The organism is Pedobacter sp. UYP24, assembly GCF_054057295.1.
The window spans coordinates 70,917-83,721 of sequence record NZ_JBSRZD010000012.1 but is presented as its reverse complement, the minus strand read 5'-3'; the positions used below and the strand labels follow the sequence as shown (position 1 = coordinate 83,721).

At 40.6% G+C, this 12,805-nt stretch carries 10 protein-coding genes; 6 read left to right on the top strand and 4 right to left on the bottom strand.

Annotated features, from left to right (window positions below):
- Positions 1–12: 12 nt before the first annotated feature.
- Positions 13–333 (bottom strand): winged helix-turn-helix transcriptional regulator, encoded by a 321-nt coding sequence (locus ACVWYN_RS16800; protein WP_457290041.1) that lies wholly within the window; start codon positions 331–333, stop codon positions 13–15.
- Between the two features lie 80 nt (positions 334–413).
- On the opposite strand from ACVWYN_RS16800, the gene ACVWYN_RS16795 reads away from it, so the two are divergent.
- Complete coding sequence (locus ACVWYN_RS16795) at positions 414–1,298, top strand: NAD(P)H-binding protein (protein ID WP_457290040.1); 885 nt, start codon at positions 414–416, stop codon at positions 1,296–1,298.
- A gap of 75 nt (positions 1,299–1,373) precedes the next feature.
- Here ACVWYN_RS16795 and ACVWYN_RS16790 read toward each other — a convergent pair whose 3' ends face one another.
- Both ACVWYN_RS16790 and dcp read right to left on the bottom strand, forming a co-directional pair.
- Positions 1,374–2,807, bottom strand: coding sequence for a phytoene desaturase family protein (locus tag ACVWYN_RS16790; protein WP_457290039.1), 1,434 nt, complete (start codon positions 2,805–2,807; stop codon positions 1,374–1,376).
- A gap of 3 nt (positions 2,808–2,810) precedes the next feature.
- Positions 2,811–4,955: a peptidyl-dipeptidase Dcp gene (gene dcp, locus ACVWYN_RS16785; protein ID WP_457290038.1), complete on the bottom strand. Its 2,145-nt coding sequence runs from the start codon at positions 4,953–4,955 to the stop codon at positions 2,811–2,813.
- Between the two features lie 110 nt (positions 4,956–5,065).
- Between dcp and ACVWYN_RS16780 the strand changes: the two genes are divergently transcribed.
- Genes ACVWYN_RS16780 through ACVWYN_RS16760 form a run of 5 tightly spaced genes read left to right on the top strand, consistent with a single transcriptional unit; the run spans position 5,066 to position 11,829 of the window.
- Positions 5,066–6,457 (top strand): sensor histidine kinase, encoded by a 1,392-nt coding sequence (locus ACVWYN_RS16780; protein ID WP_457290037.1) that lies wholly within the window; start codon positions 5,066–5,068, stop codon positions 6,455–6,457.
- A gap of 6 nt (positions 6,458–6,463) precedes the next feature.
- The gene (locus tag ACVWYN_RS16775; protein WP_457290036.1) at positions 6,464–7,240 is read left to right on the top strand and encodes an SDR family NAD(P)-dependent oxidoreductase; all 777 of its coding nucleotides are present in this window, start codon (positions 6,464–6,466) and stop codon (positions 7,238–7,240) included.
- A gap of 43 nt (positions 7,241–7,283) precedes the next feature.
- On the top strand, positions 7,284–7,676 hold the full coding sequence (locus ACVWYN_RS16770) for a BlaI/MecI/CopY family transcriptional regulator (protein ID WP_457290035.1): 393 nt from the start codon (positions 7,284–7,286) through the stop codon (positions 7,674–7,676).
- A 26-nt stretch (positions 7,677–7,702) separates the two neighbouring features.
- Complete coding sequence (locus tag ACVWYN_RS16765) at positions 7,703–9,562, top strand: M56 family metallopeptidase (RefSeq protein WP_457290034.1); 1,860 nt, start codon at positions 7,703–7,705, stop codon at positions 9,560–9,562.
- A 35-nt stretch (positions 9,563–9,597) separates the two neighbouring features.
- Positions 9,598–11,829, top strand: a complete 2,232-nt coding sequence (locus tag ACVWYN_RS16760; RefSeq protein WP_457290033.1) for an outer membrane beta-barrel protein — start codon at positions 9,598–9,600, stop codon at positions 11,827–11,829.
- Positions 11,830–12,060: 231 nt separating this feature from the next.
- Here ACVWYN_RS16760 and ACVWYN_RS16755 read toward each other — a convergent pair whose 3' ends face one another.
- A complete protein-coding gene (locus ACVWYN_RS16755; protein WP_457290032.1) occupies positions 12,061–12,426 on the bottom strand; it encodes a DUF3347 domain-containing protein in 366 nt (121 codons plus the stop codon).
- Between the last annotated feature and the right edge of the window lie 379 nt (positions 12,427–12,805).

Sequence of the window (12,805 nt, the reverse complement as noted above, 5' to 3'; positions counted from 1 at the left end):
CCGTATTATCGGCTAATCTTCTTGGCCCAGTGATTCCCGTTTTAGTTGGCCCGGTATCGCCGTAATGACTGGCCCAATGACTACCGTATTAGACATTCTGTTAACAATGTTATCTTCTTGTAGTTGTTTTAAATGCTGGATTAACATTTTTTCTGTAATTTCAGGAATTGCCCTCCTTAATTCACTGTAGCGCTTCGGCCCACTCAGCAACTGAAAAATAATAATAGGTTTCCAATGCGAACCAATCTTATTCATTACATAAGTTACCGGGCAGGCATTTATTACACCTTCTTTATTAAAATTACGTGTAGAGCTCTGTTTAATCGCTGTCATGTTACATACTTTGGGGTAAGTACTTGTATAAAAGTAAGTACAAATATACCTTTGTCTATCATCAATTAAAAATAAAAATTATGAAAGTTACCATCACAGGATCACTAGGAAATATCAGCAAACCTTTAGCAGAAACTTTAATTAAAGCTGGACATGAAATAACAATAATTAGCAGCGATGAAGGTAAAAAAGCAGCCATTGAAGAGTTGGGAGCAACAGCAGCGATAGGCTCTGTAGAAGACTTGGATTTTTTAACCGCAGCATTTTCAGGTAAAGATGCTGTTTATACTATGGTTCCTCCAAATTATGGTGCTACAGATGTAAGGGCATTTATCTCTGGTGTAGGCAAAAAGTATGCAGCCGCAATCAAAGCTTCGGGCGTTAAGCAGGTAGTTAACCTGAGTAGCATAGGCGCACATTTAGATGGTGGTACCGGGCCTATTTCTGGTCTGTATGATGTGGAGCAAACCTATAGCAAATTGGATGGTGTAGCTATTAAGAATTTACGCCCAGGATATTTTTATGTTAACTTTTTGGGTAATATAGACATGATAAAACATGCTAACATTATTGGATCTAATTATGGTGCAGAGACCCCTTTTGTACTTGTTCATCCGATTGACATCGCCGCTGCGGCAGCAGAAGAATTGAAAAATGGCTTTAGCGGACATAGCTTACGTTACGTTGCCAGTGATGAGACAACTGCCGGAGAAGTAGCAAAGGTACTGGGTGCAGCTATTGGCAAACCTGAGCTACCATGGGTAGAGTTTAGTTATGCAGATGCATTGCTGGGAATGACACAAGCCGGCCTGCCTGAACCTATGGCTAAAAGTTATGTAGAGATGGGAGATGCAGTAAGGAGCCAGAAATTATATACCCATTATTTTGACAATAAGCCTACAACACTTGGGCATATTAAACTACAAGATTTCGCTAAAGAATTTGCTCAGGCATATCAAGCGTAATTGCATTCGACAGTAAAAATTAATAAAGCCTGGATATATACATTGTAGCATATCCAGGCCTTTTAATATCCTTGTTTAGCTATTTATAGAAAAGATATCTTTAAGTGCTCTTTTGGCCGCATGGTAACCACACATACCATGTACCCCTCCGCCAGGAGGTGTTGATGAAGAGCAGATGTATAATCCTTTTGCAGAAGTTCGATATGGCGAGCTTCGCAATGCGGGTCTTGTAAAAAGTTGACCAAGGTCAATTACCCCACCATTGATGTCGCCGCCAATATAATTGGGATTGTAATCCTCTACCTGAGCCGTATTCATGGTATGCTTTGCCAGTATCAGATCTCTGAAACCTGGCGCGAACCGCTCTACCTGACGCTCTATTATGTTGGTCATGTCTTTTACAGAACCACTAGGCACATGACAATAAGCCCATGCGGTATGCTTGCCTTCTGGTGCCCTGCTGTTGTCAAAAATGCTCTGCTGGGCCAGCAATACAAAAGGTTTTTCTGAGTGCTGTTTGTTCCATATCAGCTGTTCTGAATCAGCAATCTCCTCCAATGTGTTTCCAATATGTACAGTTCCGGCACGCTGTGCGGCCTGAGCCGTAAAAGGGATCTGTGCACTAAGCGCCCAGTCTACCTTAAAAACGCCCATGCCATACCGGTATTTCTCCAACTGCCATTTGTATATGGAAGAGAACTTATGTCCCGCTATTTGTAGCAGTTGCTTTGGCGTAACATCAAACAAAACTGTTTTTGCCGAAGGCAATTCATCCAGCGACTTAACAAAGTGTCCTGTTTCAATTTTCCCTCCAAGAGACAAGAAGTATGATGCCAGTGCATTGGCAATCTGCTTTGAGCCACCCTGAGGAATAGGCCAACCTTTTAGGTGAGCTGCATTCATTAGCACAAGTCCGATTGCCGAGGTACTCAGGTTGCTTAGTGGTTGTATCGCATGCGCGGCCATGCCGGCCCATAAACCTTTGGCGTGTTTGGTTTTAAATCTCTTAGCAAAATAGGAGGCAGAAGTTAATGCCTTGAGACCAAACCTCGCCATTGCGATAGGATACTTAGGAAAAGTAAGCGGACCCAACACATCAGGTGCTATGCTTGGCCAATCATTTGCCAGCTGCTCAAATATGCTTAGGTACGTTTTTTCATCTTCACCAAGCAGGCTAGCAGTTTCCTTAATAGAATGCGTTAATAGTGCTGCAGTACCATCATCAAAGGGGTGTGCAGCAGCTATATCAGGAAAAAGATAATTTAGTCCATGTTGCGCCAGCGGAAGGGTATCAAAAAATGGAGACCCAATAGCCAGCGGATGTATCGCAGAACATACATCGTGCAAAAAGCCTGGCAACGTTAATTCTGCAGACCGTAAACCTCCTCCAATTTCATCTTTACCTTCTATTAGCAATACAGAAAGTCCTTGCTGCTGCAAAGTTATTGCAGCAGCAAGTCCGTTCGGGCCGGAGCCTACCACTATGGCATCGAATTCTGTTTTGCTCATTAATTATTTCACAGGCAATCCCCTGTTTCTTTGCATTGGTGCAATGTTTGGATCATGACCTCTAAATGCTTTAAACATTTTACCATAATCCTCAGTATTGCCTTTGGAAAGGATCATATCACGGAACCGCTGACCGTTAGCACTACTTAACCCGCCATTTTCTTCAAACCAGGAAAAAGCATCATTATCCAGCATTTCAGTCCACAAATAAGCATAATATCCAGCAGCATATCCATTTCCCCAGATGTGCAGAAAATAGCTGGAGCGGTAGCGTGGAGGAACATAGGAAAGACTCAGTTTAGTCTTTTCTAATGCTGCAGTTTCGAATGCATCTGCATCTTGTAAAGGATCAATACTCGTTAGTTTATGCCATTGCATATCTAATGCTGCAGCAGCCAGTACTTCTGTAAGCGCATAACCCTGGTTAAATGTTGCTGCTTTTTTAATCTTATCCACCAAAGCCTGAGGCATCAATTCGCCTGTCTTGTAGTGCTTTGCATAATTTTTAAAGACCAAAGGATCTACTGCCCAGTGCTCATTGAATTGTGATGGAAACTCTACAAAATCACGGGCAACGTTAGTGCCTGATAAGCTTGGATATTGCTGACTGGCAAAAAAACCATGCAGCGCATGTCCAAATTCATGGAACATAGTGGTAACGTCGTCAAAGCTTATCAACGCAGGCTGACCTTCAGCTGGCTTGGTAAAATTGCAGACGTTATAAATTACTGGTTTAGTCCCTAACAATTTAGATTGTCCGACAATATTGCTCATCCAGGCACCACCGCTTTTGTTATCGCGCTTAAAGTAATCGCAGTAAAAAATGCCAATTGAGGTGCCATCTTTTTCAAAAAGTTCATATACTTTAACGTCTTTTTGGTAAACAGGCAAATCAGTACGTGGCTTAAAAGTAATGCCATAAAGTTGTGTAGCAGCATAGAATACACCGTTTTCGAGTACATTATTGAGCTCAAAATAAGGCTTAACCTGGCTCTCGTCTAAATCGTACTTTTCCTTACGCACTTTTTCAGCATAATAATCCCAGTCGTACGCTTCCACCTTAAAGCCACCTTTTTCACGATCTATCACCGTTTGGATATCTGCAGCTTCCTCCCTGGCTTTAGCCGTAGCAGACGGCACCAGTTTTGCAAAAAAGGTCTCCACTGCTTCAGGCGTTTTAGCCATCTGGTCTTGCAGTTTCCAAGTTGCGTAATCCCTAAAGCCCATTAGCTTTGCTTTTTGGGCCCTTATCCTTGCGATCTCTACAATGATCTTACGGGTATCATTGGCATCACTCTTCTCGGTACGGTTCCATGAGGCATCGAAAAGTTGCTTACGGGTACTTCTGTCTGATAGCGATTGCAATGCAGGCTGCGTAGTTGTATTTTGTAATGGCAGCAACCATTTGCCATCCATTTTATTTTCTTTGGCTCTTTGTGCAGCTGCACTAAGCTCTCCATCAGATAAGCCCGCTAATTTCGCTTTATCGCTAACTACTACTGCTCCTGCTTTGGCGGCGGCAAGCAATTGGTTAGAGAATTTTGCACTCAATGATGCTTCCTGCTCGTTGAGCTTCTTAAGGCTGCTTTTATTATCTTCAGATAATTTTGCGCCTGCAAGCACAAATGTTTGGTATTGGTATTCAACCAATCTTGCCGACTCAGCATCAAGCTTTAATGTTGTTCTGCTATTATAGATGCTTTCAATGCGCTTAAAAAGATTGGCGTTTAACGAAATTGCATCCTGATGAGCGGCCAGTTTGGGCGCTATATCCTCTTGGAGCTTTTGTAGTGTATCGTTGGTATTTGCGCCGGTTAACAAGTTAAATACATTATTAACCCTGGTCAACAATTCACCGGAACGTTCCATTGCCACTAATGTATTTTCAAAAGTAGCAACTTCAGGGTTTGCGGCAATTTTTTCAATCTCCTGTAGGTGGATTTTCATCCCCTCTTCAAAAGCCGGTTTAAAATCATCATTCTTGATTTTAGTAAAATCAGGCACCTGGTATGGCAATTTACTTTCATTAAGAAAGGGGTTGGCAGATGAAAGGGTATCAGTTACAGCGTCCGATTGCTTTTCAGTATTGTTGCAGGCGCTGAAAATCGCCATCATTGCCAAAAGCGGCAGTTTTAAGGATTGTTTCATGTCCTAATATAAGACAAACCAACGAATGCTAGAGATTTCATTAACAAATTCTTAGTTGATAAATTCAATTATTCTGCTAAATTTGAGATTCTGAGCGAATATATCTATTCATGCCAAAATTCTACTTCAGCACAATTACCTTCCATTCTTTAAAAGGTAAGAGTACGTCCTGGAACCAGCTAATTGGAGACTCGTCCAACTTTGCTTTAGAAAGCCGCATTTTCCATTCTATAAGTTTATGTTTAATTGTCCTGAACTGCTTTTATGTTCCATATAACCTTTATGCAGGACTATATGTAGGCTCGGCCTCTGCATTGATAATTGCCTTGTTTTTTACCCATCAATATTATTATTCAAGATATCATAGAAGGCAACACAGCAGTACACTATTTGGCTTGATAGGTATATTTATTTTTAGCATTAATTATTTTACCAATTCTGGCATTAGCGGTTCAACTGACTTGATATGGCCAGCTTACCTCTTACTGGTTTTCGCCATATCTCCCTATAATCAGCACCTCAAGTGGTTGCTTGTCTATATGATATGTTTTCTAGCCCTACATGTTATTGAATATCAATTCCCCTTTCTGGTAAAACATCTTTTTACTGCTGGTCAGGGGCAGTTTATAGACCGCGTTACAGCATTCCCTATTCCTGTAATTGCAATTTATATCATCATTAAATTCATCAGGCGCAGTTACGACATAGAGAAAAAAGCCGCTGAAGAAAAGACACTTGCGGTTGAAATCAGCAATCAGCAAATTTTATTACAGAAGGCACAGCTTGAGCAGAGCAACATCGAAAAAAATAAATTAATGTCCATCATCTCGCACGACTTGCGCACACCTTTAATGAACATACAAAATTACCTGGAGTTGCTTCATGAGCAAGAAGTTGATAGTGATGAAAGACCAATGTTGGAAAACGAGCTGCTAAAATCTACCAATAATGCTGCAGATATGCTCTCAAATCTATTAAATTGGTCAAAATCGCAAATGGAGGGATCTTCCGTAACCCTAATAGAACTTGACTTATTGCCCGTCCTCTCGAGTACCTTAGAAATGGAGAGAAACCATGCTATAAGAAAAGATATCAATCTCTATTACAACATCCCTTCTTATTTTAGGGTTATCGCAGATGCAGATATGTTACAACTTGTGATACGTAACCTAATTAGCAATGCTATAAAATTTACCGATCATGGAGGTATGATTGATGTTGATGCCGAAACATTAGATGGGGAATGTAAAATAACCATTAGAGATAATGGCAAAGGCATTAGTCTGAATGACCAGGAAAAGATTTTTTCCATGAAAGCAGAACCTACATTTGGCACAAACAATGAGCGCGGTGTTGGATTGGGCCTAGTACTTTGCAAGGAATTTATAGAACGCCAGGGAGGCCGAATAGATTTTGAGAGCAAGGCTGGAACAGGGTCCAGCTTTTTCATCTTTATACCATTGGCTAAAAGCATAAATAATATTTCGCAATTATCTGTTTGACAGAACATGGATAGATACGCTTTAGTTACTGGCTCGAGTAAAGGAATTGGAAGAGAACTGGCTATTCAACTAGCAGAACGCGGATACCATTTACTATTAGTGGCACGTTCAGAAGCCGAACTTTCGGCCCTCGCACAATTGATTCAAGCACAACATCGGGTTAAAGTCTATTACCTGTCGGCAGACCTTTCTGTACCCGGATCATCCTATCGGATAGCAGAATGGTGCATAGAAAGAACCTCCAACCTCTATATATTAATCAACAATGCAGGCTTTGGCATCGTTGGCCAATTTGAGAATTTAAAAATGGATGATCAGCTGGAGATGATCAGACTGAATGTAAATGCTGTAGTTGAGCTTACCCACCTCCTATTGCCACAATTACGGCAACAAAACCAAGCTTATATATTAAACGTTTGCAGTACCGCATCTTACCAGGCTATGCCAGGCATGGCAATATATGCCGCCACTAAATCTTTTCTTCTTTCCTTTACCCGGGCGCTTAGATATGAGTTAAAAGATAGCAAGATAGCTGTAACGTGTCTCTCCCCTGGGCCAACCGATACTGGCTTCGCCGACCGCGCTGGACTAGAAATGGTAGCCCAACTGGCCGATAAATTTAACATGACTGCTACAACAGTTGCAAAAATCGGATTGAATGGAATGTTCAATAAGAAGGCTGAAGTTATACCGGGCTTTATCAATAAGCTCTCCGCAGCATGCGCTACCTTGCTTCCAAAAAGTCTTGTAGAGCATATTAGTGCTAATATTTATAAAAAATAATAATAATACTTGTTTCGTACGAAATTTATCCTACCTTTGTTATATGAAACAGAATCAGCCCTTTAATCCTATACCTGAACCTACCCGCGCAGAGCTGGAAATTTTACAAGTATTATGGGAATTCGGCCCATCTACTGTTCGTTTGGTAAACGATAAGCTTAATGAGCAAAGGGATGTAAACTACACTTCCACATTAAAACAGATGCAGATCATGGCAGATAAGGGCATCCTTAAACGCGATGAAAGTCAGATGAAACACATCTATATCCCAGTTGAAGCAGAACAAAAAACTAAAGACCAGTTACTAAACCGCTTTGTCAATACCTTATATAAAGGCTCCGCCTCTAACCTGGTGATGCAGGTTTTAGGCAATACAGAAACCTCTAAGGAAGACCTGGATGCAATTAAAGAATTGTTAAAAAAGCTGGATCAATAAACTCAAATAATTAACGGATCACAATTATGGAATTTCAAACCGCCATTTACACCACACTGCTGCATTCTTTATGGATGGGATTAGTAGTGACTTTACTAACCGGACTGATTATAGTTGCAACAAAGAAAAGCACAGCAGCCTTAAGGTACAACCTCCTCACGGCTACACTATGCTTGTTCGTAATCAGTATTGCTGCTGTATTTTTCGTACAATTGAGCAGTCAGGAATCTATAGCAACCACCGGTCTGAATCAAACTACAACGGTTACCGCAAATAACGCGGTTAGCATTTCACCGTCAGATCTATCTTCAGATAACACCTTCTTTGTTACACTAAAAAGTATGATCAGCTTTTGGAGCCAATACTCGAATCAAATTGTATTGATATGGTTTCTAATCATTTGCGCCAAATGTGTTCAGCTCCTGGCAGGATTGCATACTGTTTCTTATTTAAAGAAAACAAGCGTAATCAGGGCAGGATCTTTTTGGGAAGATAAAGTGACAGAGCTGGCAACTAAACTTAGTATTACAAAACATATCCAAATTCTTCATTCCGGACTAGCCAAAGTGCCTATGATAGTGGGTCACTTTAAGCCGGTAATCTTAGTTCCGCTTGGCATGTTAAACGGTTTATCACTAAAAGAAGTGGAAGCAATTTTAAGTCACGAGTTGGCTCATCTAAAACGCAACGACTACCTGGTAAATCTATTGCAAAGCCTGGTAGAAATTATATTTTTCTTCAACCCAGGCGTATTGTGGCTGTCAAACTTAATTAAAGAAGAACGTGAAAATTGCTGTGACGACCTTGCCCTTTCTTGTACGGAGAATAAGCAACAATACATCAAGGCACTTATTTCCTGCCAGGAATTTAAAGCTAATCAGCCAGCATATGCTCTGGCCATTAACGGCAGAAAAAATTCTTTAAAAGAACGCGTTGGCAGATTGGTATTCAATAGTAATTCTTCTCTAAGCAGGGTTGAAAAGGTATTGCTTACTGTAGTTTTGGTTTCATCTTTAGTATTAACCGCAGCTTTCAGCAGTATCAACAAGGGTAAAACATCTGCAAATCTTATTGCAAAACCAAACCTTGAAATACCCGAAACAAGTAAAAGAATAGCGAAACAAGACTCCAGCAAAAAGACCATTGCTAAAAAGATTGTGTTAAACAAATCAGTTAAACAAAAGGCCAAAATGGCCAATAGTGATATTAAAACCCCACAAAAAGTAATTGGCACTAAAAACTCTGATGCCGTTAAAGCAGAAATTGATGCGGCCAGATCTGCAGCTAAAGCAGCACACTACGATGCCGACGCTAAAAAATATGAAGCAGAGAATAAGAAATACGAGGCGGCCGCCCAAGCCAGCCAGGCTAAAATAAAACAATACGAGGCAGATGTTAAAAAATATCAGGCAAATGTGGCAAAATACCAGACAAATGCAAAAAGGTATGCCGCCGATATAAACAAATATGCTGTAGCCGCAGCAAAGCATGCAGCAGATCCCGACAAATATCCGGCTCCTGCGGAACCAACAGCACCTTCAGTTGCTTCTGTACCAGCAACGCCAAGAACCCCATATATGCCTCCGGTTCCACCAACTCGGATGACGCTAACTGTGCCACCCTTACCTCCAATAGCTAAAGTAACTGTCGGACCAATAAACCTTAGCAACTTGAAGGTAGACATTGCAACTCCCAAACCCGACATGACAACAGACCTACGCAATGAAGTCTTGTTAAAAGACACGAAAAACTTTAAATATAAGTTGAACGGCGAATCGCTGATCATAGACGGGGTTGAACAACCAGAGCATATTCATCAAAAATATTTAAACAAATATTTAAAAAACAGAAATGGTACCATTACCACATCGGTAAGCAGTGACTAAATCCCCGCAGATTCAACACAGTAATTAGCCCAAACATGAATTTTAAATCTATTGCGCTCCTGATCTTTTCAGCGCTGTTTGCCAGTGCCCTTATTTTTCCTTCAAAAACCTACGCACAGCAGGCAGATTCTATTAAAAAGAAACAAGCAGACACCACTAAAAGCCTCAAGGAGATAAGCGTAACTGCTAAAAAAGCTTTCAGTATAAAAAAGATGGACCGTGTGGTGGTTAATGTAGATGCGCTTATTTCCAATGCTGGTACATCAGCACTTGATGTACTTGAAAAATCACCGGGTGTACAGGTAGACCAAAATGGTAGCATCAGCCTAAAAGGCAAACAGGGCGTACTTATCTATATAGATGATAAGCCGACGTATCTAGCAACTGAAGATCTCCAAAACTATTTAAAATCACTTCCCTCCTCTTCCTTAGAACAAATTGAGATCATGAGTAATCCACCGGCAAGGTACGATGCCGCTGGCGGAGCAGGAGTTATCAATATCCGCACAAAGAAAGGAACGGCTAAAGGCTTTAATGGTGCCTTTAACTTAGCCATCAATCAGGGTAAAAGAACAAGATTACCAAATAGCCTAAACTTCAACATCCGCAACAAAAAAATGAACTATTATGGCATTCTGAGTGATAATTACAACAACAGCTTCACTGATCTGGACATCAACAGGACCTATAAAAACGCGGATAGTAGTCCCCGCTCCTTCTTTAACCAGAATAGCTTTTTCGACCGCAATGGAAATACCCTTAACGGGAAGATCGGAGCAGATTACTACCAATCGCCAATGACAACCTGGGGCATAGTTCTTACCGGAATGAAGCGGAAATCTACCCAGATCAACAACAATACCAGCAACCTGCTTAACGCCAGTAAACAACTGGACTCTATTATCACTGCAAAAAATGTCGACAAGATTAACTTTACCAACGGGGGGATAAACTTTAACTACAGGCACCAATTTGACAGCACCGGGCACGGCATTACTGCCGATGTAGATTACCTGATCTATCAAAACCAAACCGATCAAACCTATTACAACCACAGCTACTTTGCGGGCGGAGATCTAAAATCAGAAGATATCCTAAGTGGCGATCTGCCCTCTACGATCAATATATACTCGATAAAAACAGACTATACCTTACCATTGGCCAATTCCTGGAAATTTGAATCAGGACTTAAAACAAGTTATATCACCACAGATAACAAGGCCGGCTATTCCAACACGGTTAACCAGGTTACCAAACCAGACTACGATAAAAGCAATCACTTCCTGTTTCAGGAGCGGATCAGTGCAGCCTACCTTAATTTAAGCAAAGAAATGAAACGGCTTTCATTGCAGTTGGGCTTAAGGGCAGAGAATACCCAATCTGATGGGCATCAATTGGGTAACATCCTGAAGCCCGATTCTACCTTTTCGAAATCTTATACCAGCATCTTCCCAACATTTTATATGCTCTATAAGATAGATTCCGCAAGCAAACATCAGATTGGCCTCAATTATGGAAGAAGAATAGAACGGCCATATTATCAAGACTTAAACCCCTTCTTATCACCACTAGATAAATTTACTTATTACGTGGGTAATCCGTTCTTAAAACCATCCTACATCCAATCAGTAGAACTTTCTTACACCTTTAAAAATAAATATACCCTTACCTCCAGCTATTCAAAAGATAAGGATGCCGTTAATGAAACCATAGAGATTACCAATGGAACCTATTACAGCAGGCCCGCAAACTTGGGCAGGCAAGTTGTAAAAAGCATTTCATTTAATGGGGATATGGATCCTTTTAAGTGGCTAAACATCAATGTATACAGCGAGTTGACCAATATTGCAAGTAAAAGCGCATTTTACACCGGCACACTCAATACAAGTGGTACTTACACGTATACCAGCGCCAATGCAAGAATTACTTTTGGCAAAGGATGGGATGGAGAATTGAGCGGCAACTACAGGAACAGGATGATCACTGCCCAGTTTGTTCTTGGAGAGATCTGGACTGCCAATGCAGCCGTACAGAAAAAGCTATCTGCAAAGTCTACAATAAAACTTAGTTTGAATGATCTTTTCTACAGCAATGTACGCACTGGCATCATCAAAAACCTGGCTCAAACAGAAGCCAACTGGGTTAATAAATCAGATACCAGAACAGCAATTCTGTCCTTTAGTTACCGCTTCGGCAAATCCTTTACCAGTCCGCCAAAACATGAAAATAACGGTGCAGATGCAGAGAAGAACAGGGTTAAAGGTTAGTAATGAAACGCAAAAAACCATACACAGCCTAACCATTGTCATTTTATGATGAGCCTGTACACACGAAAGTTGGCCTATCCTTAATAAAAAATAGGCCAAATCTCTTTCGTATAAATTACTTGTTTAGCGTTTCCTGAACAGAACCACAAGCTAGCATGGCACTTCCGAAATACGGATTTTTAACCGCTTTTTCGCTGCTCAACCAGCTGCTTTTCTTCATTGGGCAAAACATTACATAAGCTGGTTCTGCAGAAAGTTTGGCTGTTTTTGCAAAAGCGCTATCATATTTGTTGAAAGAACTGCAAACTGCTCGCGTTGCACTTTAAGATCTTTACTTTTAGCAATACCTGCTGATTGTTTAAGAAGTGAGGCCTTGCTCACCTTGGTTATCATTTTATCGTCGGCACTGTTCAAAGCCTTTGTCAATTCTTCGGCTTTAGCTGATGCAAGCGCTGCATTACCCGCTACAAGGGCATCTTTAAGACTGTAATAAGACGGCAATATTGTTTTTGCTCTGGCATTAGTGTCCTGTTGTGCAAATACAGTTTGAACAAAGAATGTTGCAATAAAAGCACCCAATAGAATTAGCTTTTTCATGGTAGATTGGTTTTTATGATGTGGTAAAGATCGGCACTCCTTTCCAAAAACATCTTATATAATTTTGAGAAAAGTTTATAATATAACGTCAGCATCCCTATCGTTCGTATCTTTATAAGAACATCCTTAACAACAATAATTATAGAATATACTGCCTGTATGTTAGAAATAATTAAACAGCCCTGGCCTTGGTAGGCATCAGGCGCAGTAATTGCCTAGATTATGATAAATGCTTGTTAATTGGAAAATCCTTTGGCTTTTCTGCTAATCTAAGTGCAATATGCAAGGGTTCTGTAAGGATTTATAAGAGTTTTTACCTAATAAATAGCTGACTGGAATTTAATTAGGAGTTAATAGGGAGTTAGCAGGGATTTTGTCC

Excerpts from the sequence above, each read along its gene's own strand:
- ACVWYN_RS16800 (WP_457290041.1), bottom strand. The coding sequence starts at position 333 with ATGACAGCGATTAAACAGAGCTCTACACGTAATTTTAATAAAGAAGGT.
- ACVWYN_RS16795 (WP_457290040.1), top strand. The coding sequence starts at position 414 with ATGAAAGTTACCATCACAGGATCACTAGGAAATATCAGCAAACCTTTA.
- ACVWYN_RS16790 (WP_457290039.1), bottom strand. The coding sequence starts at position 2,807 with ATGAGCAAAACAGAATTCGATGCCATAGTGGTAGGCTCCGGCCCGAAC.
- dcp (WP_457290038.1), bottom strand. The coding sequence starts at position 4,955 with ATGAAACAATCCTTAAAACTGCCGCTTTTGGCAATGATGGCGATTTTC.
- ACVWYN_RS16780 (WP_457290037.1), top strand. The coding sequence starts at position 5,066 with ATGCCAAAATTCTACTTCAGCACAATTACCTTCCATTCTTTAAAAGGT.
- ACVWYN_RS16775 (WP_457290036.1), top strand. The coding sequence starts at position 6,464 with ATGGATAGATACGCTTTAGTTACTGGCTCGAGTAAAGGAATTGGAAGA.
- ACVWYN_RS16770 (WP_457290035.1), top strand. The coding sequence starts at position 7,284 with ATGAAACAGAATCAGCCCTTTAATCCTATACCTGAACCTACCCGCGCA.
- ACVWYN_RS16765 (WP_457290034.1), top strand. The coding sequence starts at position 7,703 with ATGGAATTTCAAACCGCCATTTACACCACACTGCTGCATTCTTTATGG.
- ACVWYN_RS16760 (WP_457290033.1), top strand. The coding sequence starts at position 9,598 with ATGAATTTTAAATCTATTGCGCTCCTGATCTTTTCAGCGCTGTTTGCC.
- ACVWYN_RS16755 (WP_457290032.1), bottom strand. The coding sequence starts at position 12,426 with ATGAAAAAGCTAATTCTATTGGGTGCTTTTATTGCAACATTCTTTGTT.